14 protein-coding genes are annotated in these 26,879 nt (G+C 54.4%); 9 read left to right on the plus strand and 5 right to left on the minus strand.

All coding sequences use genetic code 11. From position 1 onward, the window contains the following. Window positions 1–277: 277 nt before the first annotated feature. The 3 genes from MXE41_RS00240 to MXE41_RS00250 form a co-directional block, all read right to left on the minus strand. Window positions 278–1,864: a U32 family peptidase C-terminal domain-containing protein gene (locus MXE41_RS00240; protein WP_246978298.1), complete on the minus strand. Its 1,587-nt coding sequence runs from the start codon at window positions 1,862–1,864 to the stop codon at window positions 278–280. A gap of 612 nt (window positions 1,865–2,476) precedes the next feature. Next, the gene (gene rdgC, locus MXE41_RS00245; RefSeq protein ID WP_247098946.1) at window positions 2,477–3,400 is read right to left on the minus strand and encodes a recombination-associated protein RdgC; all 924 of its coding nucleotides are present in this window, start codon (window positions 3,398–3,400) and stop codon (window positions 2,477–2,479) included. 160 nt (window positions 3,401–3,560) lie between these two features. Further along, a complete protein-coding gene (locus MXE41_RS00250) occupies window positions 3,561–3,842 on the minus strand; it encodes a hypothetical protein (RefSeq protein WP_247098947.1) in 282 nt (93 codons plus the stop codon). Window positions 3,843–4,338: 496 nt separating this feature from the next. On the opposite strand from MXE41_RS00250, the gene MXE41_RS00255 reads away from it, so the two are divergent. From MXE41_RS00255 to melB, 5 genes are all read left to right on the plus strand, one after another. Beyond that, complete coding sequence (locus MXE41_RS00255) at window positions 4,339–6,297, plus strand: DUF4268 domain-containing protein (RefSeq protein ID WP_247098948.1); 1,959 nt, start codon at window positions 4,339–4,341, stop codon at window positions 6,295–6,297. A 1,323-nt stretch (window positions 6,298–7,620) separates the two neighbouring features. Further along, window positions 7,621–10,848: a DNA topoisomerase (ATP-hydrolyzing) gene (locus MXE41_RS00260; protein ID WP_247098949.1), complete on the plus strand. Its 3,228-nt coding sequence runs from the start codon at window positions 7,621–7,623 to the stop codon at window positions 10,846–10,848. 436 nt (window positions 10,849–11,284) lie between these two features. Then, window positions 11,285–12,373: a 3-phosphoserine/phosphohydroxythreonine transaminase gene (serC, locus tag MXE41_RS00265; protein WP_281503423.1), complete on the plus strand. Its 1,089-nt coding sequence runs from the start codon at window positions 11,285–11,287 to the stop codon at window positions 12,371–12,373. Window positions 12,374–13,509: 1,136 nt separating this feature from the next. Beyond that, window positions 13,510–16,755, plus strand: coding sequence for an AMP-binding protein (locus tag MXE41_RS00270; protein WP_247098950.1), 3,246 nt, complete (start codon window positions 13,510–13,512; stop codon window positions 16,753–16,755). A gap of 876 nt (window positions 16,756–17,631) precedes the next feature. Then, complete coding sequence (gene melB / locus MXE41_RS00275) at window positions 17,632–19,137, plus strand: melibiose:sodium transporter MelB (protein ID WP_247098951.1); 1,506 nt, start codon at window positions 17,632–17,634, stop codon at window positions 19,135–19,137. Between the two features lie 322 nt (window positions 19,138–19,459). Here the strand turns inward: melB and MXE41_RS00280 are convergent, their stop codons facing one another. Beyond that, window positions 19,460–20,332: a TatD family hydrolase gene (locus MXE41_RS00280; RefSeq protein ID WP_247098952.1), complete on the minus strand. Its 873-nt coding sequence runs from the start codon at window positions 20,330–20,332 to the stop codon at window positions 19,460–19,462. Between the two features lie 531 nt (window positions 20,333–20,863). After that, window positions 20,864–21,031: an anaerobic ribonucleoside-triphosphate reductase gene (gene nrdD, locus MXE41_RS00285; RefSeq protein WP_246978200.1), complete on the minus strand. Its 168-nt coding sequence runs from the start codon at window positions 21,029–21,031 to the stop codon at window positions 20,864–20,866. 1,569 nt (window positions 21,032–22,600) lie between these two features. Between nrdD and MXE41_RS00290 the strand changes: the two genes are divergently transcribed. The 4 genes from MXE41_RS00290 (at window position 22,601) to abc-f (ending at window position 26,750) form a co-directional block, all read left to right on the plus strand. Continuing rightward, complete coding sequence (locus MXE41_RS00290) at window positions 22,601–22,954, plus strand: histidine triad nucleotide-binding protein (RefSeq protein ID WP_246978199.1); 354 nt, start codon at window positions 22,601–22,603, stop codon at window positions 22,952–22,954. Between the two features lie 404 nt (window positions 22,955–23,358). Then, window positions 23,359–24,309: a hypothetical protein gene (locus tag MXE41_RS00295; RefSeq protein ID WP_247098953.1), complete on the plus strand. Its 951-nt coding sequence runs from the start codon at window positions 23,359–23,361 to the stop codon at window positions 24,307–24,309. A 27-nt stretch (window positions 24,310–24,336) separates the two neighbouring features. Then, the gene (locus MXE41_RS00300; RefSeq protein ID WP_247098954.1) at window positions 24,337–24,498 is read left to right on the plus strand and encodes a hypothetical protein; all 162 of its coding nucleotides are present in this window, start codon (window positions 24,337–24,339) and stop codon (window positions 24,496–24,498) included. 194 nt (window positions 24,499–24,692) lie between these two features. After that, entirely contained in the window at window positions 24,693–26,750 is a 2,058-nt protein-coding gene (gene abc-f / locus MXE41_RS00305; protein WP_247098955.1) for a ribosomal protection-like ABC-F family protein, read from the plus strand. The last annotated feature ends 129 nt before the right edge of the window (window positions 26,751–26,879 follow it).

Raw genomic sequence — 26,879 nt, forward strand, 5'->3', positions numbered from 1 at the left:
GTACGGACCCCGGTTCGGGGCTGCACTGATGCCCTGGCGCAGGCCAGGGCTAAAGCCTGCAGCCAAATCCTGCGGCAAAGCACGGGGCGGGGAGCGCTTACAGAAAGTAACAGTTAAGTCTTTTCCTAATCAAAGGGCTGATCTGCATTATGCAGTTCAGCCCTTTTTAGTTAGTGGTGCTTTACAAAACAGCAGGGCCCGCCCTCATGGTCAATGAGAGCGGGCCCTGTCCTTTGGCCGCTGCGTCCGGCGCTGGTGGTGCTGGCCGGCGCTGCTATCAGGCGCGGTCGTCGCGCAGCAGGACGGCAGTACGCAGGTCAAGCTGCTGATCGCAGGCCAGGGAGACATAGTAGCCGTCACCTGGGGCTACCTCACAAGGCTTATCGTGCTTGTCGAGCATGGTGCTGCCCTGCAGGGTTACCGGACCCTGTGGGGTGTAGACCATCAGGCCTGAGGTGGAGGTAAAGCGGTTTTTGACCTTGATGTAGATACGGCCGTTTTCCTGGCGCTCAATCTGGCCAACTACCTGCCACTGACCTGGAGCTGGAGCATTGGTCTCATAATCCTGCATCTCGTTGGCTGCATTGGCAGGCTCGAGCATGGCAGTGGTGTAGCCACGGGCCGGGATGGAGTTGACAATATCCCATGACTCCTGAGGAATCTCACCGCCCTGAGCCAGGGAATCAACAGCCAGACGGTAGGCGCGAGACATGCCACCTGAGTAGAAAGGAGAGCGGGAGCGGCCTTCAATCTTGAGACTCTCAATGCCGATTTCCATAAGACGCTTAATGACTGGCAGAGCACAGAGATCCTTGGAGTTCATGAGGTAGGAGCCGTGCTCATCCTCTTCCATTGGCATCCATTCGCCCTGGCGGCGTGAGGTCTCCTCGATCTCGGAGCACAGAGCTGGAGCGTCGCGCAGATCAAGAGGATTGATGTCAGCAGGTGCTCTCATGCCGGTGATGCGCTGAACAGTAGCGGCGTCCTCAAGATGGAGATCCTTGACGCGGTAGTTCCAGCGGCAGGCATTGTTGCAGGTGCCGACATTGGCGTCGCGGCGGGCCAGCATGCCGGAGATCAGGCAGCGGCCGGAAACAGCGATACACAGAGCGCCGTGCACGAAGACCTCAAGCTCCATGTCAGGGCACTCATTGCGAATCATTTCAATTTCGGTAAGAGAAAGTTCACGGGCCAGAATGCAGCGCTTGACACCAAGCTTCTGCCAGAACCTTACTGTGCCAGGATTAACTGTATTGGCCTGAACACTGAGGTGTACAGGAATATCAGGGTGACGCTCCAGAGCCTGGTCAATAAGACCTGGATCGGCCATGATGAATGCATCAGGCTTTAAGGCGGCTACTTCATCAAGGGCAGGTACAAAGGAGCCGGAGCGGCGCACATGAGGGATAACATTGAGAACGGCAAAGAACTTCTTGCCCAGGGAGTGAGCGTAGTTGATGCCCTTTTCAAAGTCATCACGGGTAAAACCGTTGCCGCGTACACGTAAAGACCAGCGTGGAATACCGGCGTAGACGGCATCAGCACCGTAGTCACAGGCCATGTAAAGGTGCTGCAGGGAGCCGGCCGGGGCCAGAATCTCAGGCTTTTTGAGCAGAATGGAGCCGTTTTCGGACTTGCCGATTACGCCCATGCCCTTGCCTGTGCCTGGCATGGTACGAATGCCCTTGCCAGCTGCGCTGCCAGCAGCTGCAGCGCCAGCCTCGCCTGCACTGGTGGCATGAGCAAGGTAGCTTTCCTCACCTGCGGCAGGAGCTGACGATGAGCAGCCACACGATGAGCTGCAGTCACAGCCTGAGTTCATTGTTAAGCCGAAGATATGGGTATTAGGTCTAATCTTAATCATCACATTCAGGGCCGGCTGCAGCGGATCTGCACTTAAAAGTGCAGCCTCCGTACGGCCTTTCCCTGCCTCTATTGCTGATGCGGCTCAGCTGCCGCAGGTAGGTAAATTTAAGTCGGACACAGAGCAAAAACAGCTGATCTGCCAGACATAAAAAGCGCCCTATTGTACAAAAATAAGCCGCCCGTGAGGGCCCCTGGTCCGCTCATTTTTCGCACCCGTGCCCTCACTTTGATAACACAAGCCCGGCTGCAGCCCTTCGCAGCGACCTCACAGCATCCGGCCATACCATACAGCCATTAAACCTGCCTCGAGCCATTAACCTGGTCCAAAAGCCTTTTACCACCGCCACCACCACCGGCAACTGCTCCGGGCGGCCATGCTGCGGCAGCTGCGGCAGCTGCAGCTGCAGCAGTCGCAGCCGGCCACTGCGGACGCCATGCGCTGTCGCAGGCGTGCTCAGCCGGCCGAGGTCTGAGCATGCGCGAGCATGCCCATGTCATGCAGAAAACATCAGGGCCCGATATCCTGTGCAGATACCGGGCCCCGATGGAGGGTTCAGGCAGGTCGGTGTATCAGATTGAGGTCTGATGCAGTACTGCGCCAGGTCACGACTTATCCCTGGCTTGCGCAGTCAAAGGCCTGCATAACTGACTTGACCATGGACTTGATAACATCAGCCTCAACGAGCATGAAGCTCTGCATGTCAGCTACCTTGTCATCAGTCTTCTGAGGCAGGTTCTTTTCAAGGTACTGATCATCAAGGGTAATGCGCTTGAGGGTAAGCTCGGTATTGAGAACAAAGGTAGCCTGGTCAACCAGCTCCAGCTGCAGTTCGGTAATATGCTTGCCGGCCTCAATGTGACTGAGGATTTCCTTACAGGTCAGATCTTCTTTGGTAGCCTTTACGGTTGCGCCGGTATCATCATCGCTCTTGAGTACGCAGTCATATCCAAGATTAATACCCTCAGGGAGATCGTCTTTGGCGATGAAGTTGGTCATGCGATCTTCAACTACCACACGTGGCTGCAGAGTCTTGGCAGGGAAGGTGCCAAAGGCCTTGCGCAGCATGGTAATGGCATTGTCGGCGCGCTTGGCAGAGGTGGCGGAAATGGCGATAAAGCCCTCAACGGAGTTGACCATAATGAAGAGCTCACGGCGGCTGGCAAAAGCCTTGGACATCATTTCATCTACCAGAGCCTGCTTGAGAGCCTGCTTTTCATTCTTCTTGAGGCTGCGGCTGAGTTCGGCCTCCTTCATGTCAATGATGTCAAGCAGACGCTCATTAACTACAGAGGATGGCATCAGCTTGTTTTCCTCAGTAAAACGGAAGAAGTGGCTGCCGCTGCTGGTGAAAGTGTAGGAGTCAGTGTGACGGCCAAAAACAGGGGAGAAGCCGCAGGAGGACATTTCCTGAGCGCCGGCCGGTCTGAAACGTACTGAGGTAATACACTCCTCAAGGCGGGTTTCATTGCGGAAAATTTCCTGAAGCTCAGGGGTTATTTCTACTGAATAAATGCGGGCATTCTTAAAGGCCATAAAGACTCCTCCGGCAAAGAAAAGGTAGGGGCAGCAGTCACAGTCTGCCGTTGTGCGTTTTTCAGTTTAGCAAAAATAGTGCCTTATGCCTGATTAAAATCGCATTGATAACCCCCCAGTCTGCAGCCCTTTGGGCAGGTGCCCTGGCCACTGACAAAGGTCATTCACAGGAAACAGCCACATGCTTTTGCAGTCCCATGCAGCAGCCGCCCTGCAGCTGAAGCATCCCGCCTGCGCGGCTGGAGCCAGCACGCTCAGGAACTTGCACGCTTATGCTTATGATGCTGCCTGCCCTTGCATCTGCAACTTCGAGCAGCACAAAGAGATGCGCTGCGGCCGCGTCTTGCAGTGGCAGTTTATCCTGTAAGTTAAGCCGGGTAAACAGCCGGCAAACATGCCAGTAAATCAGCAGGCATTTAAGTAATATCCATGATAAAGCCATATAATGGGAACAGAGGCGGCACACTGCCTGCCAGCCCTGTCAGCAAGCTGTCTGCTCTGTCAGCAGCAAGTGCACATCAGCAGCTCGGCCCATGGCCTTTCCACGAGACTGTGCTTTCCTTCCAGCCCATGCCTGCACGACAGGCATGACTGGGCACGCATGCTATCTTTAAAGCTGCCATTTTCGTGCATGTGAACGCGCTGCATACATGATGTCTTGCCATCATGCCCACTCATTAACATCAGTCACATCTGGACCATCATGCCCATAAATCATGTCGGCGTTGACGGCATGTCCTGGTGTCTGAGTGTCATGAGAATACTGCCTGATGGGCCCTGATGGATTCTGATGGGATCTGATGGGATCTGATGGAGCCGTATGGGCCCTGATGGACCGGATGGGCCCTGAAGGACTCTGATGGGGTCGGATGGAGCCGTATGGGCCATGAGGGAGCCTGCTGTCTGAAAAAGCCAACACTATAGAGGATGCTGATTTTATGGCCGATTCTAATCTGATTGATGCACCTAAAGCCGGTGATGACCAGGACCTGCTGGGTGTAAGCCGTTATATCAATGCGCTGGCCCACTTTCTTGAAAACGCCGCCATGCCAACTACCATTGCCATTCAGGGCGAATGGGGCAGTGGCAAGACTTCGGTAATCAACTCCCTGCGCTACAAGCTGTGCGATACCCTTGATGCCCCTGAGGATAACAAGCCATTCCACTCCATTTTCCTGAACATGTGGGAGCACTGTCTGCTCAAGGAGCCGGCCGATGCTGTTGAAAGCATTGTCCGTGGACTGCTCGATGACGTTACTCTGTTCCTTGAAAAGCACAACCATCAGTCTCCGGCACTGAGTACCATAAAGAAGATCTCCCAGAGCACCTTCTTTAAGGCTGCCATGAAGGGCGGTCGCATGGCCTCGGCCATTTATGGCGGCTCCATGGTGGAAAATGCCATAGACAAGCTTGAGTCTGCCATGAGTGGAGAAAAGGATGAGCGTCCATTCAAACCTGAGGAGTTCCGCAAGGCTGTATGTTCGGCTGTAGAGGAGTGCATCAGGCTCGATCATGAGGCCGGTGCCACCTCCCGTCGCGGCTTCATGGTTTTTGTTGACGATCTGGACCGTATCAACCCTGAAATGGCTGTACAGATCCTTGAGGTTATCAAGAACTTCTTTGAGGTCAACAAGTGCATCTTTGTGCTGGCCATTGACTACAACGTAGTGGTCAAGGGACTTAAGGCCAAGCTGGGCAACAAGGACGAGAACGATGAGCGCGCTTACCGCTCCTTCTTCGACAAGATTATCCAGATGCCTTTTACCATGCCTACGGAGAAGTACCGTGTCGACCGTTACGTGGCCGATGCCCTGATGCGTATTGGTTACTGTGCTCAAAGCGATCTCAATGATCTGGTATTTGATGATGAGGGTGAAGAAAATGACCGCACCTTTATCCAGATGATTACCGATATCACCTCAAATACTACAGGAACCAATCCGCGCTCCATCAAGCGTCTGCTCAACAGTCTGTCTCTTCTGCAGTACATGTATGTTGAGGACAGTGCCGAGGATATGCAGGATGACAGGCCATCTGGTTCGTTGACCAACGTTCAGAAGGTCATCAACTACGCCATGGTATGTATTCAGATTGCCTACCCTGAGATCTACCGTATGCTCAGCCGTGAACCTGTATACCGCAACTGGAACAGCAACACAGCCGAAGCATTCAAGCTTCATAACTTCCCTGAGTACTTTGAAGAGTGGAAAAAAGAGCATGGTCTTGAGGGCGAATCGGCTGAAAAGGCTCCATGCTATCCTGCCATTATCGACTGTTTCTGCAGGCAGGGTACTCCATGGCTGCAAAACCGCGCCAGCTCCATTCAGACCGTACTGTACTCACTTGACCGTCTGTGTCAGCTCAACAAGCTCAAGTTTGAGCAGGAAATTCCTGCCATTCTGGACATGTCTGCTGTTACCGCTGTCAGCTCCGAGGAGGACAAGCGCGTTCAGGTCAAGCACACAGTTGGTGATGAGAAGCGTATTGGCTTCTGGGATGAGTTCCAGAATTATGCATTCAGGGATGAGGAATTTGCAGGCCTGTTCAGACGTATGAAGGCCTCGAAGAATAACTGGCTTAACTACGCTACCGGTAATGCCGGATGCAGGTTTACAGTTACCAATGCTATGAACAAGGGGCGTATTGCCATTGATCTTACTGGCAATGTACCTGAAATCTATGAGCTTCTTGAGTCTCATAAGGCAGAGATTGAGGCAGATTCCGGTCTGACCCTGACATGGTATCCAATTTGTGAGACCCGCAAGTATTACCTGATCAGCATTGAGATGACTTGCGACAGCAAGAACCCCGAAAACTGGCCGGAGATTTCCCGCTGGGTAAGCACTACCATGGTCAAGCTGCGCAGAGCCATTGCCCCTTACATTGACAAAAAATAATGACCTTCAGCCATGAAGCTGAAGTAGACGGCACCTGCAGCCGGCACGCCCACCAGACCGGTCTGCAAGTGCTATCCATATTGTGGCCGTGAGTACCTGTGCCCAAAGCACAGTATCACGGCCCTTTTTGTCTGAACTGTCCGCACCGGGGTGCTCAAAACCGGCCCATGCCCCAGGCCAGCTGACCATGCCCCAGGCCAGCTGACCAGCCCCATGCCCCAGCCCAGCTGAGCCGACTGGGGGCCAGGACCTTGCCAGTCCATGAGCCTTGCCGGCTCTGGGCCATGCCTGACCTTGAGACATGCCAAAGGGCATGCAAGGACAGGTGGAGTGCTCTGCCATGTGGGATTCCAGGCCCTGGAGCTGGGCTATGGGCAGATCCTTGAACAGGTGCTGGGGGCTGCTTTTAACAGGTGGTGATGAGTGGGCTTATGCGGACTTGCCGGGGCGATGCATGTCCGGGTGTATAGCATTGGGCGGGCATGGTGTTTTGCCGGGGAGGGAAAGGGACTGAATAGAGTTGATTTTTCCAGGATTTTACGGGTCATGCGGTCAAAGGGGCCCGAAAAATGATGCATACAGCAAAACAGGGGCTGTGATATGGGGGTGTATTGTCTGCAACCAGGACGCGGGAAAATTGAGAAAATAGCCACATTATGATAAAATGTGGCCTTGTGCATTTCTTTGTTCTGCACTGTGAGCAATGCTCAGGGACGGTGATTTTACCATGGCCGCAAGGGCGTCAGTAAATCAGGGTAAAACGCCCGGAGCATGACCATAAAGTCAGGCTGTACAGACCGCTGTAAGGACATCTGTACGGATAGCTCTAAGAGCTGCTGAAAGTGAGTCAGCTCATACAGCCGCAGATGCGGATGCAGGTGCGGCTGGATGGACGGCTGCGGCTGCGGCTGCGGATGCAGGTGCGGCTTGATGGACAGCGGCAGCTGTATGGGCCTGTGACGGATCTTTTGCTCAGGTGTCAGTTCTCTGTATTTTGCGGGGTTTTTCTGACCCCGTCCTCATTTGACATATTTAAGCCCGGGGCTGTGGACATGGTCTTTGTCCTCCATAACCTGCGGGCCTTTTGTGTCATTATGCCCCAGGGCTTTTGCCTCTGACGGCATGACTGCACGAGTCAGCATATGTCAGCCTTAGCCAAAACCTGTCAGGCCAGAGCCTGGTTTTGCCTAAGGCGAGCAATGACTTTAGCCAGGGTTTCAGCACCTGTAACTGCAGGAGTGGCGGGCCGGCTTACTTAAAGCCAGGTCGGCTTGCGTGCGCACTGCATATGGTGCACTGTTAGATTTTGTAAGGTAACTTTTCATGGTTGACAACCACGATAACAAAGATGAGAAGACCGCAGCCTCACAGGCTGAAGGCGCCACCCCTGTGGAAACAGCAGATCAGGTGGAACTGGAGCAGACTGCCGGACAGGCATCCGGTGAAAGCACTGCTGCAGTATCGTCTGATGAGCAGGGCCCTGACGGAACTGAACCGTCAGCATGGGCTGATAATGCCGTCACGGAAACCTCACCTCATGTAAAGCTCGAAGACGAGCTGCGTCAGTCCTTTATTGACTACGCCATGAGCGTTATCGTTGACCGTGCTCTTCCAGACGTACGTGACGGTCTCAAGCCGGTACACCGCCGTGTACTCTTTGACATGTACGATCTGAAGATCTGGCATAACGGTCCGACCAAGAAGTCTGCCCGTGTGGTAGGTGACGTAATCGGTCGTTTCCACCCTCATGGTGATGCTGCCGTATATGAAACCATTGTGCGTATGGCCCAGTGGTTCTCCATGCGTGCACCTTTAATCTTCGGTCAGGGCAACTTTGGTAACCTCGACGGTGACGGCGCAGCCGCCATGCGTTATACCGAAGTGCGCATGACCAGGATTGCCGAGATGATGCTCCAGGACATCGACAAGGAGACGGTTAACACTTATCCAAACTACGATGGCAATGAGCAGATTCCTGAGGTACTGCCTACCCGTTATCCAAACCTGCTGGTAAACGGCTCTGCCGGTATTGCCGTAGGTATGGCTACCAACATTCCGCCACACAATCTGGCTGAAGTTATCGACGGCACTCTGGCCATGCTGGAAAATCCGGACATTAGCCTTGATGAGCTCATGACTTACATTCCAGGTCCTGATTTCCCAACCGGCGGTCTGATTCTGCGTTCTCCAGAAATCCGCCGTGCCTATGAAACCGGCCGTGGCCGCATCATTATCCGCTCCCGTACCCACTCTGAAACTGACAAGCAGGGCCGTACCACCATTTACGTGGACGAGATTCCTTACATGGTCAATAAGAGCGCCATTGTCAAGGAAATTGCCGATCTGATCAGAGAAAAGAAGATTGAGGGCATTGCCGAGGTCAACGATCTGTCTGACAAGGACAATCAGGTGCGCATTGCCATCGATCTCAAGCGTGATGCCTACGAAGAGGCTGTGCTCAACAATCTCTTCCAGCACACCTCAATGCAGAGCTCCTTCTCCTGTAACGTCATTGCTCTGGTCAACAACAGACCTAAGCAGCTGTCCTTAATAGAGATTTTAAAAGAGTTCCTCAAGTTCCGCCGTGAGGTGGTAACCCGCCGTACTGTTTATCTGCTCCGTCAGGACCGCCGCAAGGCTTTCCTTGATGAGGGTCTGATTGTGGCCAAGAGCAATATTCAGCGCATTATTGATCTGGTTACCAGTGCCGAGAACTCAGAGGATGCCCGTATCAAGCTCATGTCCGAGCAGTGGGATGGCGCTCTGGTAAGCTCCATCATCGAGTATGACGAGCATGGCGTAAACATCTGTCTGCCTCTGGGTATTGAGCCAGGTACCGGCCTTGTTGATGGCAAGTACCATCTGTCTGACGCTCAGGCACGTGCCATTCTGGCTCTGCAGTTAAACCGTCTGACACACCTTGCTACTGAGGAAATCCAGAAGGATTACCAGGACCTCAAGGCCAACATCAGAAATTACCTTGAGATCCTCAACAGCACTGCCCGCATGAACAGCGTAATCCGCGAGGAGCTTCTCGAAGCCCGCAATACCTTCAAGGATTCGCGCCGCTCCAGCTTAATTGTGGTTGACGGCATGATTTCCAAGGCTGATCTCATTACCCGTAAGGCCGTACTCATTACCCTGTCACAGGAAGGCTATATCAAGCATCAGGATCTTTCCCTGTACGAGGCCTCCAGCCGTGGCACTATGGGCAAGGGAGCAGCCAAGCTCAAGGAAGAGGACTTTATCGTTACCTCTACCGTATGTAACAGCCATGACCGCATAATGTGCTTTACCAATATGGGCCGCTGCTTCATTACCAATGCTTATGACCTGCCAGCCTCCACAAACAAGAGCTGGCGTGGCCGTCCTATCCAGAATCTCTTCGATCTGGATGAGGGCGAGTCCGTACGCCGCATTCTGCCTTTGAGCGAAGAGCAGCTGCAAAAGCTCAATGAGGACAATGGCACTGAGAGCGCCTATATTGTCTTTGCCACTGCCATGGGCGGTGTCAAGCGTCTGGCCTTAAGCCAGTTCAGGAGCCACCTCAAGCGCTGCAACTCTTCAGGCATCAAGTCCATAAGCCTCGAAGAGGGTGATGAGCTCGTAGCTGTTGAGCTTACTCATGGTGAAGACGACATTATGCTCTTTGCCACCAATGGCCGCATGATGCGTTTCTGTGAGTATGTGGAGCTCAACAAGGGCGATGGAGCTGACGGTGCTGGTGATGGAGCTGACAGCGCCGCTGAGGCTGCTGCCGAGGCTGCCGACAATGCCGCTGCCGAGGGTGATGATGACGATGAGACCATTTCAGAGTCTGATCGCATTGCCCGTGAGCTCGAGGGTATCCGCCGCTATATTGGCGTTCGCAAGTCCGGCAACGGTGGCATCCGTCCTCGTGGCCGTACTGCAGGTACCACCCGTGGTATCAGACTGATGAAGGGTGCCCGCCTAGCTGCCATGATTGTGGTTCCAGCTGAACATCTTGAGGATGAAAAGCTCAACTACATCGTCATTACCGAAAGCGGTGTGGGCAAGCGTGGCCGTCTGATCTCCATGCCGGGCAAGGTACGCCGTGGCGGTATGGGTAACTTTGCCTGCTCCGCAGCAGCCCGCTCCGAGCGCGTTGTTGGTGTAATCAGCGCCCATGAGGACAGCGATTACCTGGTATTCTCCAACAATGGCAGCGTACTGCGCTCCCGCGTCTCCGATCTCACCGTTCGCAGCCGTGGTGCCGGTTACTTAAGACTCAAGCGTACTGCCGAGGGCGAGCTCATTGTGGGTCTGCAGGAGATCTGCCCTGAGGTAGTAGCCGCCATTAACGAGTCAGCCGAGGCCCGTGCCGCTGAAAAGCGCCGTGCGGATGAGGCCGCCGAGGGCGTTATCTCCGGCTCTGATGATATTATGACCAATGACATTGACGGCGCCACCATGGACAGCAGCATTCTGGATAACGGCCACGAAAGCGGCCCAGGCGATGACAATGGCAGTCTCGACATGGACCTGCCAGAGGGCGAGCCATCCCCTGGTGATAACAACGACGATATCTGATAATCGCTGAGTGCTGACCCGACAGTGCAGACTGAGCATCAGGCTGCAGGCCCTGGCCTGTGGCTGCAGCCCAGGTACCCGGCTGTCCAGCCAGTGACTAAATGCCCGCAGGAGCTCTTTAATACCGAGCCCTGCGGGCTTTTTACTTGCACCGGAGCCAGGGCCGGCGCTGCCGCGCCGCACAGCCTGCAGCGCGTGGCCAGGCTGGCGAGCGTGGTCCGCGTGACTGCAGTGCGGCTTGCCTTTTGGTGGTGCGTTTTTGGGGGCCGGGGCGTTAAAAGCAGGCTCAAAGGGCTGCTTTTCAGGGAATTTGCACATATATGGTGCCCACAGACCCGGCTTTGCATATAATTGTGGCAGGGCGGCAGTGACAGCGTGTTTGCGCTATTATGTTTCACCCAAACTTAAGTCTTTTTTCTGTTGAGGTATAGAGTTCATGAGAGCATGGAATTACAGCGCTGGTCCCAGCATGATCCCACAGGAGGTTATGAGCAAGGCTCAGGCTGAGTTCTGCGATTTTGAAGGTCTGGGTCTGGGCATTGTTGAAATGTCTCACCGCTCTGCCGAATACATCAAGGTGGCTCAGGAAGCTGAGGCTCTGCTGCGCAGAGTCATGAATATTCCTGACAATTATGCTGTTCTTTTTGAGCAGGGTGGTGGTCGTGGCCAGTTTGCTGCCGTGCCGCTGAACATTCTGCCTGAAGACGGCTTTGCCGATTACTTCGTTACCGGCCACTGGTCCCGCAGTGCCTTCAAGGAGTGTTCCGAGCGCTATGGTGATGCCCGCCTGCATGAGTGCGTCTTTACCAACAGCGATGGCTACTACGAAGTAGACATGTCAAAGATGAAGGTCACCCCTGGTGCTGCCTATGCCTATCTGTGCATCAATGAGACCGTAAACGGTATTGAGCTCTTTGAGATGCCTGAAACCGGTGACACTCCTCTGATTGTTGATATCTCCTCCAATGTACTGACCCGTCCTATGGACGTCAGCCGTTTTGGTGCTCTGATTTTCGGTGCTCAGAAGAACATTGCTCCAGCCGGTCTTACCATTTCCATCGTGCGCCGTGACCTTATTGGCAAGGCCCGCAAGTACTGCCCGTCCATCTTTGACTGGGCTGTGCTGGACAAGTACGAGAGCATGTACAACACTCCAAACTCCTTTGCCTGGTATATGGCCGGTCTGGCTTTCAAGTGGATTGAGCAGCTGGGCGGAACTGAGGAGCTGGAGCGCCGTAATATTGCCAAGAGCTCCATGCTCTATGACTATATCGACAGCACTGACTTCTATCGCTGTCAGGTAGCCTCAAAGGATCGTTCCCGCGTTAACTGCGTATTTAATCTCGTGAACGAAGACTTAAACCAGGAGTTCCTTGCTGAGTCAAAGAAGCTCAACATGATTGGCCTCAAGGGTCACAAGGTTCTGGGCGGCATGCGCGCCAGCCTCTACAACGCCATGCCTGTAGAGGGTGCCGAAGTGCTGGTTGCCTTCATGAAGGACTTCGCTGCCCGCCACGGCAAATAACAGCTGCACGCCCATCCCCATCCCCTGAGCACGTGACAATGCCGTGCGCATCGGGCAGGGCGGACTCCAGGGATAATGAGCTGGTCTGCCACAGGCAGCGCAGCCCTGAGCCCATAATGCAGAGCCTGATCTCAAGTTAGATCAGGCTCTGCTGTTTAATGCGCCTTACTTGCAGCTGCCGCCGCCAGCCCCGCCGCCGCCGCCGTTGCTGCCTCCGCAGCTGTCGTCGGCCGACCTGTATCCGCTGGCTTTCACGCAGGCGGGTACAGCCTGGCTCAAAGTCCATACCATCCCGGCATGGACCACAGGACGGCAGCTCTGTCAGCACCGTAGTGGCCATCAGGAGCAGCCTGTCAGGTCGACATTCATGAAAAAGTGAGCTTATGGGAAAAAAATCGTGCCAGAGGGGTGGGGAACCCGCTTTGTTGCGCAAATTTGGCAAAAAAGCAGGATCATGAATGTTGCATGATCACAAATTTTAGTGCATGTGCGCTCCGGGCAAAGCGCGCCCGTATAAAGCTTGCTACAATGACAATGCATCAGTAAAACTGCCCTTGCAGGGGCTGTCAGCCTCAAAGGAGGGCCTGCAGCTAAGACAGGGCAGCACAGGTGGCGCAGGCTGACCGGCTCTAAAGAGCCATAGTTGCCATGGCAGTACATCTCCAAGGGCGCTTGCAGTTACCATGAGCGTGCTGAGCCGGCTTTCACTTTGGCATTCAGGGCATCAGCTTTCAGGGCAAACCCTGGCTTTTATCAGGCCCTGTGCTCTTGCAGGATTAGCAAGCTGCCCTGCAATCATTTAGGAGCTGCAGCAGCTGTCAGCTGCAGGAACTGCGTTAGCTGAATTAGCAGCAGGAAGTGCTTAGCTGAATTAGCAGCAGGAACTGCAGGAACTGCGTTAGCAGCAGGAAGTGCAGTAACGGCCGGCGCAGCAGGCCGGGCATAAGATGATTGCCCTAAGTCAGGGCAGAGGGCTTAGTGAGCACGGCTGTGCTCTGGCCACCTGGGAAAGAGGCGGTGGGGCTTACCGTTGCACACCGCAGATTGGGCAGTATGCCTGATCTTTTGAGAACAAGGAAAATTGAGGCGCCTGCTGTCGGTCAGCGGCGTTGGGTTAATGGCAATAGGGGTGAATCATGAGCATTGAGAACATTAATACCTCCCTGGACAACAAGCCTGGTGGGACTGCTCACGACTGTAAGCCAGGCAGCCTGAAACCTGACGCGACCGTGGCTGCTGCAGCCTCCAGCCTTAATGTTGAAGCTGTGCGCTCCCCGGCTCAGTCCGCCGGTGTGTTACCGGCTGCTACAGGTGCAGCAGGCTCTGCAGCAGCGTCCGGCAGTGCCGGCTCTGAGGCAGCTGCAGGCAGCTGCGCGGCCGCAGGCGTGGCCGTGGCTGATACTGCAGGCGGACATGTGGTTTCTGGCTGGGCTGCCCGTAGAGCAGGCCTCGTGGAGTACAGCATTATTCACGGTGAGCGCAGCATGCACGGTGCCGTGCTTACCGGTATTGAGGCTGCCAAGGCTGCTCATGAGGCAGCTGTATCCGGTGCCATTGATCGTCGCTGCATGCGTGGGCGTCTGTCCAACTGTGGTGACTGCCCTAATGACATTGATCCGCACGACTGCCAAAACAGTCCTTTTTATGTGGGATCAGGCAGCCAGTGTGGCGGAAACTGTGACTGCACCTTAAATCATGGTGCCAGTCCGGGAGAGAGCTTCTATGGACGTGCTGCCCGCGCAGGTGAGGCTCAGTACATTGATCCCAATGGTGATTATTACAAGCCATGGCTGCAAAGCTATCCTGAGGGCGTGCCTGAGTTTGTAAATACCCACGAATTTGAAAGTCTGGTGGAGCTCTTTGAGTCATCGGTTGCAAAGTACCGTGATCACTGTGCTTTCATCAATATGGACTCTGAGCTGACCTATGGTCAGGTCGATGAGCTCTCCGACAGCTTTGCTGCCTTCCTGCAGGTTGAACTGGGCCTTAAGCAGGGCGAGAAAATTGCCATCATGATGCCTAATCTGATGCAGTTTCCTGTCGCCTTTTTCGGTGCTCTCAAGGCCGGTTTAACCGTAATCAATATCAATCCTCTCTACACTCCCCGTGAGCTGAGAAACCAGCTGGAAAACTCCGACGCCACAGCCATTGTGGTCATTGCCAACTATGCCGATGGCCTTGCCTCCATTGTTCATGAGACCCTGGTAAAGCATGTCATCATCACTGAGGTTGGTGATGCCTTTAATAACTGGCTGGGACTCAAGCGTCTTATCATCAATACTGCCGTCAAACTCAAGGGCATGGTACCGGCCATTGACCGCTCAAAGTTTGGCACCTGTCATGACTTTACTGATGCGCTTAAGCGCGGCGCAGCTGTGCGTGAGCGTTTTGTGGCCCCAGAGATTAAGTATGACGATATTGCCCTGCTGCAGTACACTGGCGGTACCACAGGACGCTCCAAGGGAGCCATGCTGTCTCATGGCAATATCCTGGCTAATATCGCTCAGGCATATGGCATGTACGGTCAGGTACTCAAAAAGGGTGAGGAGACCATTCTTACCGTCATCCCTCTGTACCATATATTTGCTCTGACCGTTAATCTGGTCCTTTTTACATATCTGGGCGCGCGCAATCTGCTCATTACTGATCCGCGCAATATTAAGTCCTTTGCCCGTGACCTGCACCGTCATCCGGAAATTACCGCCATGACGGGTGTAAACACACTGTTCAATATGCTCATCAACCACGATGAGTTTCAGGAGCTCAAGTGGGAAAATCTGCATCTGGTAGTAGGAGGTGGTGCCGCCTTACAGTCCGGTGTAGAGCAGCGTTTCTTTGAAAAGACAGGCTTTCATATTCTTGAGGGCTACGGCCTTACCGAGTGCTCTCCTCTGTGCTCGGTATGTCCTTTTGATGTGGACCATTACACTGGCTCTATCGGTCTGGTTGTGCCTTCTACCATTGCCCGTATTGTGGACAGTGAGGGCCGTGAAATCCGTGATATGGAGCAGGAGGGTGAGCTTGAAATCAAGGGCCCTCAGGTCATGCACGGCTATTACAAGTCAGAGCGTCACAATGACTTTATCTTTGATGACGGTTTTGTGCGTACCGGTGATATTGCCAAGTGGATGGAAGGCGGCTATATCAAGCTTATCGACCGTCTTAAGGACATGATCCTGGTATCAGGCTTTAATGTTTTCCCTAACGAAATTGAAGACGTGGTCAGCCGCTTTAACCGTGTTCTGGAGTGCGCTGTTATTGGCATTCCAAGCGATAACACAGGCGAGGCCGTCAAGCTCTTTGTGGTACGCAAGGATCAGGCTCTTACAGCCCAGGAAGTAAAACAGTACTGTCGTGCCTATCTCACCCCTTACAAGGTGCCGCGCATTATCCAGTTTGTTGATTCTCTGCCTAAATCGTCTCTGGGCAAGGTCTTAAGACGCAGCCTCAGAGACATGGAAGGTAAGGATCCTAAGACAGCCGAAGAGCAGATACTCATTCTCAAGGCTCAGCAGGAGGCTGAAGCTGCCGCTGCCGCCGCCGCAAAAGCTGCCGCTCACGACAGTGCCCACCAGGGCTCTGCCGCTGGCGAGCGCAGCAACGTTGACAGCCGCAGGGCCTGGCGCAAGGCAAGCTATGCCTCCGGCCCTCTTGGCGGACCTCAAGCCGATCAGGGCATGGTCCATGGAGTTGACAACAGGGGCAGCACTGTACTAAATGCCTTTATGAGTGCCCTGGGGCGCCAGCAGGCCCCTGGCACCACCTCCATTGACAATGAGCACCATCTGTTTAAAAACTCCATGTCCGCTCATTCCGGTATCAGACATAAGAGTGTACCTGGCAGCACTGTGGCTCACCTTAAACTGACCGCATCGGCAGATGGCCGCACCTATGCTCCTCAGGCAAGCCTGAGCCCTGAGCAGCAAAGCCGCCTTGAGCAGGCTCTGCATGGCCGTGTCACCATGCATGTCGACAGCGCCGCTGCTCCGGCCGCGCCAGCTGCCGCTCAGCCATCCTCCGGCACTGGCTATACTTCAGGCTCTGATCATGCCGCCAGCACCGCACCGGCTGCCTCAGTGGCAGCCGAGGCTGCGCCGGCTGCAGCCCATGCCGCAGCTGCTGCCGCCTCCTATGAGGGGGCATCAGGCGCCGGCTCCCTGCCTAAGACAGCCGGTGCTCTTGCTCTGGAGCGGTTGCTGTCCTCACATGGCGATACCATGGGCGCCGCCATCGAGACGCCAAATATCCATCGTCATCAGGAACACCTGGCCCGCGTCGATGCTGCCCACGCGGCCCTGCACGGCGCTGCCGCACATAAAGCCGCCGCCACCGCTCCGTCACCGGCACCGGCTCCGGCAGAATCAGCCTCAAAAGCTGACTGAGCAGCCGGCCCATAAAGGCAAAATATCTGTTGTAAAAAAGGCCCCTGAACCGCAAGGTCCAGGGGCCTTTTTTCATGCAGCAATACCACCTGTCGTTTTTGTCTCTCGCTCCGGGCTCTGCCAGCAAATTATGAGCAAATGACGGTTAGGGTCAGGTAAAAAAATATTTGAATGCAGATCACGTTTTGAGCAGGTGGCTGGAAGGGAGACAAAATGGGCTTTAAGCGGGGGATGGCTTGAATTTATGTATGACCTGAAGCTGTGTGTGCGCACATGGTCCTGTTGTATGGTGCTGTTTTATTTTTCCTGTATAAATCAGATTTTCTTAGTTAATGAGTATAAATGTGACTTTTGTATTCATGGAAAAAGCAGGGCCTGGCATGGTCCAACATGGTGTATCTAGCGAGCGCGTCAGTATTGTGGGAAGCTGGGGAGCCAGGGGATCAGGCTATGACAAAAATCATAAATCAGCAAAATTGCTTAATGATAGATTTTCCGTCACTTAATTGAGCATAGCTCCTAAGGTGCCCGGGCATAAAGACTCAGGGACTAAGGACTGTGCTTAAGAGAGGAAGGTGGCACGGCAGGACAGCTGCCTTATGCAGAACACAGCACTGGCTGTTGCTTCAGGCAGTTCAGTCATTCGGTCAGTATTGATGCGGTCGTCAGCTGGTCAGCTGGTCAGACGTCACTCAGCAAGACTGGCGGGCTTACAGCTGACAGGATGACAGTCAGCCTGGCAGGCAGGCATTCAAACTGGCAGGCCAGCAAGCTTGCCGGCTGGCAGGCAGACTGCTGATTGATGGAAACCAGGAACAGGCTGGAGTATCAGTTCCTGCAGGTTGTGCCCTTAAATCCTTGTCTATGGAGTCAATTATGAGCTCATCAGTTCCTTTGAAAGAAAAGGCATCGTTTGGTATAGGTGCCCTTGGCAAATCAACCTCCTTCTGGTTTATGAATGCCTATCTTATGGTGTTCTTTACTGACGTGGTTGGTCTGAGTCCGGCCTACGTGGCTTTTCTCTTTCTTTTTGCCCGCCTCTGGGATGCTTTCAATGATCCGCTGATGGGTTTTATTGTTGATAACACCAAGACCCGCTGGGGCAAGTTCCGTCCATGGATTTTCATTGGCGCTGTTATCAATGCCGCCATCATTCCTTTTCTTTTCTTTGACCCATCCCAGATTCTTTCTCCAGTCGGGGTCATGATCTGGTGCGGCGTGTTCTACATTCTGTGGGGCATGACCTTCACTGTTATCGACATTCCTTTCTGGTCTCTTATTCCGGCTATCAGCTCTGATCCCCGCGAGCGTGATGTGATTGCCGTAATTCCCCGCACATGCTCGATGATTGGCGGTCAGTGCGTGGTTATTTTCGGTCTGCCGCTGATTACCTGGCTTGGTACCGGAATTGGTGCTACCGAGGCTGACGGTTACTGGCGCTTTGCCATGATTGTAGTGGCCTGTTTCCTGAGCGGCTCCATTGTCTGTGCCGTAAACGTTCGTGAGCACGTAACTCCACCAGTTCAGAAAAAGATCACTATCCGCGACATGCTGACTCTGCTGTTCAAAAACGATCAGCTGGTAGTGATTATTATCCTTACCGTCATTAATAACATGGCTCAGAACCTGGTTAATGGCACCATTATCTACTACTTCAAGTATATCCTGAACAATCAGGACATCTACCCTTACTTCATGGGTGCCGGTGCTATTGCCCAGTTTGTCGCTTTCCTTTCCTTCCCTTTAATTGTGCAGCGCACTTCCCGCAAGTTCGTCTTCATCGGCTCTGCCTGCATGGTGATTACCGGTTACTTCGGTCTGTTCGTGGCAGGCTCTCATGCTGACAGCAATATCTTTGTAGCAGGTGCCCTGTACTGCCTTGGTTCTGCAGGTTCTGCCTTCACCCTGGTATGTACCACTGTAATGCTGGCTGACACCGTAGATTACGGTGAGTACAAGTTCGATACCCGCTCCGAGTCCATTGTGTTCTCCATGCAGACCATGACTGCCAAGATGGCAGGTGCTCTGGCCGGCTTTACCTCCTCACTTACTCTGTCCTTTGTAGGTTATGTACCAAATGTACCTCAGAGTGAGGAGACCATTTTAGGCCTGAGAGTAGTAATGTTCATAGTCTCCTCAATTCTGATTCTGGCCACCATCATCATCTACTTCCGCTACTACAGGCTCAATGGCACTTTCTATAAGAACATGATGGAAAAGCTTGAGCAAAGCCGCGCCCGCAAGCTCGAGCAAAAGGCCCGCGAACACCAGCAGGGCTGTGAGTCCGGTACCACTGACATTGCTCAGTCCAACATTGGCCAGCCCGGCAGTGCCGAAGCCGCTCCAGCACGCAGCTCCGCTGCCGTCGACCCTGAAAGCTAAGACCAGGGCGGACCGCAGCAGCGCCGCCCGCCGGAGCAGGTAAGTCAGGCGACCTGATACCTGACACCCCGGACGGCGCTGCCTTATGACAGATTTGTATTTGCCTGCAATGATCAAGGCCCCTGAACCGCAAGGTCCAGGGGCCTTATTTCTCATTTCAGCAAGGTACTGCCAGGCACCAGGCCGGGGCTAGACCAGGGCCGGGCCGGTGAGCGCTGTGGCGCCCGGCAGCAGATGGCTGCAGTGCCGGTCCTGTCCGGGAGCTCAGGTGAGCAGGCGCTGCAGGCTTTGGCAGATCAGGCCTGCCGGGCCATGGGAACGGTCAGCAAGGCCAGCCTTTGCCAAAAAGGGAGTCAATCTTGTAGGTGGAGACGTCCTTTTCCGGGATGTTGTCAGCTGATGGCTCGCTTAATGTGACATTGAAGCACTTCTGGAAGTTTTCGGAGGTAATGCGGGCCATTTCTGAAGGGGCGGTTTTCTTGAAGTCAGCAACAAACTCAAGAGTGTAGCGGACAAAGGCCGGCTCATTGTCCATGCCGCGTACCGGTACCGGAGCCAGGTATGGGCAGTCGGTTTCCACCATGATGCGATCAAGAGGCACATATTCAAGCACCTCACGGACATTGTCAGCGGCCTTGAAAGTGGCAATGCCGGAAAATGAGATGTAAAAGCCCAGATCAAGGCACTCACGGGCCATTTCCACTCCGTCGCAGAAGCAGTGCATAACGCCGCCACAGTCACGGGCATTATGCTCACGCATCAGAGCCACTGTGTCGTGATGGGCTGAGCGGGCATGGATAATCAGCGGCTTTTTGACCTCATTGGCAAGGTCAATCTGACGGGCAAAGGAGTCCAGCTGGGCATCACGGGTCTCAGATGCATAGAAGTAATCAAGGCCAGTTTCACCAAGGGCAATACACTTTTCGTGCTTGAGGCACTCAAGCAGCTGCTCTTCAGTCCAGTTGCCTGCCTCCTCAAGATTGAGAGGATGAATGCCGCAGGAATTGAAGATACCGTCATAAGGCTCAATGATCTTCATCATGCGATCATAATCTTCAATGGTGCAGGCAACAGAAAGCATATGGGTTACACCACAGCCACGGGCACGGGCCATGGCCTCGCCAAGAGATTTTGGTCCCTTGCCCTCAAAGGTCAGGGATGCCAGATGGCAATGGGAATCAACTAAAAAGGTCATATGCTGTTAATTGCTCCAGGAGTTTTCAAACATTAAGGTACTGCCCTCAGGCCATGTGCACGACCATGCACGCCTGGTCTGAGCCAGGGACCAGTTCGGGCACATGTACAGGGGCGCATGCAGCGGCGGTGCTGTATGCTCTGCAGGCATGGCTGCAGGGCTGTCCGGGCGGAGGGCTGATGCATTGTAGCGCAAAAGGGCGGCCCGGAAATGACAAAAGGTCTCCTGAAGCGGCATTAATACCGTATCAGGAGACCTTCTGATTACTGAAAGCAGCAGGCCGGGGCAGTTAAAATCTGTCCACAGAGCCCTTGCCTTTGCCTGGGGGCTGTCTCCCAGGTTTCAGGCTGAATGTTCAGCCCTTTACCTGGAGTCAGGTCCTGGCCTGCAGCTGCCTTAAGGCTGCTACAGGTATGCAAAGGATGCTTTCAGAGGACGCCGGGCGCGCAGTTGACAGTATTTGACAGGGAGACTGTTAAGCCCTCTGAACTTACCATGAGCTGCGGTCCCGGAGCTGAGTGCGCAAACCTGTCAGCTGACTTTGTTGAAGCTGTGCTTTACGCGGTCGTGCTCTTCGGCGCGCTTGCCATCATTGAAACGGTCAAGTGTGCCTACGAGATAACCGGTAATGCGGCGAATGCGATCAAACTTGACGCCTTCACCAACTACGCCATTGACGGGCTTAAGTCTAGTGACCATGAACTCTGTCCTTTGCAAGAAACAATGGATAACCAGTGCCGTTTTCACGGCAGCGTTGCCGGATAGATGATAAATTTTATTTGTCCGGCGGGCTCATGGTAGCAAATGCCCATGGCAAATTCCAGGACGCCCAAAGCTCATAAAATGGCCCTGTCATTTCACCAAATGCCCTGTATATGGGGTCCTGAGTGTTGATTAAATTTTTGCAAAAAATAATGTGCCCTTACATTAAGCACCAGGCAGCAACTGTCCACATTCTTAGCCTCACAGCCCGCAGCTGACCGCCATATTAAGGGGGCTGCAGGGCCATAAGAGCTGACCCCCACCGGGCATGCACGCTCCCTGTCTGTCAGCCCTTGCTTATAAGTGAACCTGCATCTGTTTTCCCACAGTGGTCGCATCCTCAGCCACAGAGCCCATATGTCAAGTCCCTCAGGCGAACCAGCCCCTGCCGTTATATAACAAAATTACGCATGATTTAAAAAACATGATGCAACCGCCCTAAAGGGCGATAAAACAGTGGCTCACGGGCTGATTGAGTGCCCGGCAAAAGAGCGTTATGCCCTGTCATTCGGCCCGTTCATTTGGGGCAGTTTATGTTGCCAGAAGCATACTTCGTGACCATACGCAGGCAAAAGGTACTGATACGGGCTGCAGCGCAAACTGTGTCAGGCCTGCTCAGGAGGGCAGGCGGTGAGGCTGAGCTTGCAGTCCTGAATCAGCACAGGCAAGCTCAATGTCCAGGCAGGTCATGAGCATAAGCTGTTTATGAGCACAGAATATCGGTCACGAGCAGTGTCAGGCTGTAAGCACAGGCAAGCTGTGAGCGCAGCTAAGGCAGGTTATGAGCATAAGCAAGTTATGAGTAAGTAAGACAGGTCATGAACAGCGCAAAGCTGTGAGCATGTAAGACAGGTCATGAACAGCGCAAAGCTGTGAGCATGTAAGACAGGTCATGAACAGCGCAAAGCTGTAAGCCTGTAAGGCAGGTGACGAGCACAGACAAGCTGTGAGCATGTAAGGCAGGTCACGAGCGACGGGCAGTTGTGGGCGTTGCGCCGCACTGTGCCCTGAGCGGGCATGCGGCGGCAGCGGTTCCGGGCCGGTGCAGTGGGGCCGGGCATTATGTGCTTTGCTATAATGTGGGGCGCATGCTCGTGCGATGGCGCCGCGTCTGAGTCTCCTGAGGCTGTGTATGATGCAGCATCTGTCTTATGAGCTTTATGCATGGCAGCGCTGCTGCCCCATGTGCACAGGCCTGAAAGGCCCGGCAGCGACTGTAAGGTCGCACCCCCATAAAGGGACTGAATGCCGGCCCGGGCGCTGCTGCGCTCAGTATTCTTTTGCTTCCCACCCAGTGCGAGCCCAGGCACTATTTGCCTGTGCTGCGGGGCGCTTATGCCTTAACTGCCATGTTTTCATGGCCTTGCTGGACCTGGCCTAACAGAGCTGTCCTGCAGGACAGCGGGAGCGCGACCTGCGGCGTCAGGCGGCGCTTCCGGGGCTGTGCTTTGACCAGGTGTAATCTAAGGCAAAGGGTGGATACTTGGGAAAATTAAGGTAATAACCATGGCTGAACCAACCATTTTTGAAAAGATTATAAAGGGTGAGATTCCTTCTGAGATTGTGTACCGTGACGACACTGTCACTGCCTTTAAGGACATCAGCCCAAAGGCTGAAAACCACATTCTTATCGTGCCTAACAAGCCAATTCCTACTGTCTCTGATGTTGAGCCTGAAGATGAGGCTGTAATGGGCCATCTTTTCACTGTAGCCCGTAAAATCGCCACTGAGCTGGGTGTTGAGAAGTCCGGCTACCGTCTGATCGTCAACTGCGGTCCTGATGGTGGTCAGGAGGTTTACCACATCCACATGCATCTGCTGGCCGGTGGCAAGTTAGGCGGTCTGGGCTTCCCTGGCTGATAATGACTATGCAGCCCTGGGGCTCCCGGGCTTAAATGCCATACTGTCCTGGGCGGCCTGTGCTGAAAAACCATGCAGCCCTGGGCCTGCCGGGCTGAAAAGGCATGCTGCTCTGGACAGCCCGGGCTGAAAAGCCGCTCTTACCTGAGCAGGTATTGTCTGCCTGTCGGGCCAGGGTCCGAGTCAGGGAGCAGACCTGCCCCGGTGCTGTCCTGCCTTGCAGGGGCTCACAGTACAATATGATGGTCAGCTTCAGGCCAGATTGTGCCTGAATGCCGGTCTGGTCTGATATGCCTGTAGAGCTGGTAATGGGCAGGTGCTGGACTGTGCCGGGGCAGGCATGGGACGCAGGTGGTTAATGGTGCGCTGTGGTGGATATTATTTGTGTTTGAGGAAAAACTGTCGTGCAAAAAGTGACATTGGGACTGGTCTGTGCCGCATTTGTGCTCGGTGCTGGCATGAGCGGCTGCCAGAGCATTAATGATCTGACTTCTTTTGGCGAGGACGGGAAGCGTCCGGTAGCTCAGGACGCAGCGGCCAAAGAGCAGCAGGCTCAGGAGCCGCAGATGTCTGATGCCCAGCTGTTAAGCGAGCTGTCATCTGATGCCGGCGGTCCGGTAAACATGCAGTCCAATCCAAGAGCGGTACGTCAGGGTGTTTCCCTTGCCGATCGTCTGGAAAATGCTCCTCAGTCCCACAATGCTCTGCTGGGAGCTGCAGACCCTTACACTTCAGTTAAGGAGGTACAGCTCTCCGAGTCTGACGAGCAGGCCCCTTTTATTACCGACCTTGATGAGGACAACACCGCTCATCAGGCTGGAGTTACTGTGGCAGGCGCCAGTGCAGCTGCCGGGGCGGGCGTGGCTGGAGTTGCAGGCCAGGGCGGCATGCCATCTCAGGTACCGGCCTACAGCTCCGAATCCGAGCTGGGTTCAGCCTCATGCGCCCCTCAGATGAACCTTGAGGCCAGCGGTGTAGCCCGTGCTCTGATTAAGGATCTGGCAGCCCGTCTGCGCAATGAAGGTGGCAATATCTACGTGGCACCAACCATTATTGATAGTGAGTACCAGGACTGCATGCGTGATCTGAGCTCAGCTCTTCAGGACGGACTGTCTGACAGTACTCTGTTCAAGGTGGTACCTGCTACAGTAAATCTCAATAACATCATTTCGCAGAACATTGGTTCAGCCACTATTCTTCCAAGCCTTATTCATCAGTGCCGTGCCTCATCCATTCCTTATCTGGTAGTGTCCCAGGTAAAGAAGACCGGCGACAAGGCTGCCCTCACTCTGCGTATTATCCGTACTGAGGATGGCATTACCTTAAGCCAGACCTACCGTCGTCTGCACAATTAAGCGTGCGGCTCACAGCAGCAGCGTCCCATGGCGCTCCTGAACGGAGCGCCTGAGGCTGCAGCTGCTGACTCAGCTTCTGTTGCAGCTGCATGGGGTGATGCCATAGCAGACGCCAGGGCTTATGCCGGGGCAGACGCCAGAGCAGCTGCCTGGCATGATGCTCTGGCGTCTGACAGGCTGTCCTTATAACAGCCACTGATACTTTGCGGGGCCTGCCCGCCTGTCACCTTCTGTGATTAGGCGGGCAGGCCCCGTTGCGCTATAATGGGCGCGATTTTTTCCGTATTTTCAGGCAAGGCGCGTTCAGCGTAATCAGGTAATCCGGCAGGTAAATGTCTGCCGGCTGTCCCGTGGAGCTGACGGGCCATAAGTGGTTCCGGTTTATGATTTCCCTGCAAGATCTGACAATAATGCGTGGCACCCGTGTGCTCATTGAAAACGCTACAGCAACCATACTTTCAGGACAGAAAGTGGGCATTATCGGTCGTAACGGCTGTGGCAAATCAACTCTGTTTGCTGCCTTGCAGGGTGAGGTTGCTCCTGAGCAGGGCAGCATAGGCATGCCGCGCAATCTCAAGACAGCCACCGTAGCTCAGAAGACCCCGGCTCTTGAGATCTCTGCTCTTGATTATGTAATGCAGGGCGACAAGACAGTAAATGAGCTGCTCGAGCGCCGCAGCCGTGCCTGGGACAGCAATGATGGTGAAAAGATAGCTCTGATTGAAGATGAGCTGGGTCTTGCCGGTTACTGGACCTTAAAGGCCCGTACCGGTGCCCTGCTGCTGGGCCTTGGTTTTGGTCCTGATGAGCTTGACCGTCCGGTACGTGAGTTTTCCGGTGGCTGGCGTATGCGTCTTAACCTTGCTCAGGCTCTGATTTACAAATCAGATCTGCTCCTGCTTGACGAGCCTACCAATCACCTTGATCTGGACACAGTACTGTTCCTGCAGAACTATCTTAAAAATTACGAAGGCACCCTGCTTTGTATTTCCCACGATCGTGACTTCCTGGACAGCTTTGCCGACCACATTCTGCACTTTGAAGAGGGCAAGGTCGTCCTCTATCCGGGCAATTACTCAGCCTATGAGCGCATTCGTGCCGAGCGTATCCGTGCCCAGAAGGCGGCCCGCCGTCGTGAAGAGGCCATTCTGGCTCATATGCAGAGCTTTATTGACCGTTTCCGCGCCAAGGCCACCAAGGCCAAGCAGGCCCAGTCCCTGATGAAGGCCATGGATCGCATGCAGCTTACAGCTGTAACTCAGGAAGAATCTCCATTTTCATTCTCCTTCCCTGAGCCTGACCGTACTCCGGCTGTGATTGCCTCGCTCAAGGATCTCAATGCCGGTTATCCTGCCCGTGCCAGGGCCAGCGCCTCTTCAGGTGATGACCCTGATGATTTCTCAGCTGCAGGCAGCAGGGGCGCTGCTGCCGGCGCAGAGGGTGCCGCTGGCGGCACTGCTTCGGGGCCTGAGGTGGTGCTGAGCAAGGTCAATCTGCAACTGCTCAGCGGCGACCGTATTGCTCTGCTCGGTAAGAACGGTCAGGGCAAGTCCACTCTTATTAAGACCCTGGTAGGCGAGCTGCAGCCTCTTTCAGGTGAGGTCGCCATTGGCAAGGGTATCAAGATTGGTTACTTTGCCCAGCATGAACTTGAGTCTCTCAATGAAGATCAGAATGCCCTGTGGCATCTGTGGCGCATTGACCCTGATGCCAAAGAAAAGGATCTGCGTACCTTCCTGGGCTCCTTTGCTTTTAAGGGCGACAGAGTCTTTGACAACGCAGGTACCATGTCAGGTGGTGAACAGGCCCGTCTGGCGCTGGCCATGATTGCCTATCAGAAACCAAATCTGCTGCTGCTTGACGAACCTACCAACCACCTAGATTTGGAAATGCGTGAGGCTCTGTCTGTAGCTCTTGCCTCATACTCAGGTGCTCTGGTGCTGGTATCGCACGATCGCCATCTGGTTGAGGCTATTGCTGACAAGCTGTGGCTGGTTGATCAGGGTAAGGTAGGCGAGTTCGACGGCGATCTTAATGATTACCAGGAGTATCTGCTGCGCCGTGCCCGTGAGTTCCGCGAGGCCCAGCAGGCTGCTGCCAATGCCGCCCGGGGCGGCAGCCATCAGGCTGCAGCAGCTGCCCCGTCTGCAAGCACCTCTTCTTACAAGAGCCGTGAGCAAAAGCAGCTTGAGGCTCAGAAGCGTGCCGCTCTGCGTCCTTTGAAGCTCAAGATTGAAGCTCAGGAAAAGCTCATGGCCAGCTGTGAAAAGCGTCTTGCCGAAATTGATGAGCGCATGGCCGACAGCTCTCTTTATGAGGGTAAAAAGGATGAGCTTGAGGCGCTGATTTTAGAGCGCGCCCGCCTGGAGGGCGAAAAGGAGGCAGCCGAAGAGCTGTGGCTGGAGCTGACCACTGAGCTTGAAGAGGCTCAGAACGCCTGATAAGCCCGCAGCTGCCATGCTGGCGCAATGCGGCTGCCACGCTGCCGCCACGCAGGAGCCAAGCTGCCGCCACGCAGGAGCCATGCTGGCGCCGTGCTGGTGCTGGCTGTCCATGCCATGGGACGGGCC

Origin of the sequence: Anaerobiospirillum sp. NML120449, from assembly GCF_023051105.1 — a bacterium.
Classification (GTDB): Bacteria; Pseudomonadota; Gammaproteobacteria; order Enterobacterales; family Succinivibrionaceae; genus Anaerobiospirillum.

What these genes read in the sequence shown, in the direction of transcription:
- MXE41_RS00240 (WP_246978298.1), bottom strand. Translation starts at nt 1,864, where the DNA reads ATGATTAAGATTAGACCTAATACCCATATCTTCGGCTTAACAATGAAC.
- rdgC (WP_247098946.1), bottom strand. Translation starts at nt 3,400, where the DNA reads ATGGCCTTTAAGAATGCCCGCATTTATTCAGTAGAAATAACCCCTGAG.
- MXE41_RS00250 (WP_247098947.1), bottom strand. Translation starts at nt 3,842, where the DNA reads ATGGCTTTATCATGGATATTACTTAAATGCCTGCTGATTTACTGGCAT.
- MXE41_RS00255 (WP_247098948.1), top strand. Translation starts at nt 4,339, where the DNA reads ATGGCCGATTCTAATCTGATTGATGCACCTAAAGCCGGTGATGACCAG.
- MXE41_RS00260 (WP_247098949.1), top strand. Translation starts at nt 7,621, where the DNA reads ATGGTTGACAACCACGATAACAAAGATGAGAAGACCGCAGCCTCACAG.
- serC (WP_281503423.1), top strand. Translation starts at nt 11,285, where the DNA reads ATGAGAGCATGGAATTACAGCGCTGGTCCCAGCATGATCCCACAGGAG.
- MXE41_RS00270 (WP_247098950.1), top strand. Translation starts at nt 13,510, where the DNA reads ATGAGCATTGAGAACATTAATACCTCCCTGGACAACAAGCCTGGTGGG.
- melB (WP_247098951.1), top strand. Translation starts at nt 17,632, where the DNA reads ATGAGCTCATCAGTTCCTTTGAAAGAAAAGGCATCGTTTGGTATAGGT.
- MXE41_RS00280 (WP_247098952.1), bottom strand. Translation starts at nt 20,332, where the DNA reads ATGACCTTTTTAGTTGATTCCCATTGCCATCTGGCATCCCTGACCTTT.
- nrdD (WP_246978200.1), bottom strand. Translation starts at nt 21,031, where the DNA reads ATGGTCACTAGACTTAAGCCCGTCAATGGCGTAGTTGGTGAAGGCGTC.
- MXE41_RS00290 (WP_246978199.1), top strand. Translation starts at nt 22,601, where the DNA reads ATGGCTGAACCAACCATTTTTGAAAAGATTATAAAGGGTGAGATTCCT.
- MXE41_RS00300 (WP_247098954.1), top strand. Translation starts at nt 24,337, where the DNA reads ATGGCGCTCCTGAACGGAGCGCCTGAGGCTGCAGCTGCTGACTCAGCT.
- abc-f (WP_247098955.1), top strand. Translation starts at nt 24,693, where the DNA reads ATGATTTCCCTGCAAGATCTGACAATAATGCGTGGCACCCGTGTGCTC.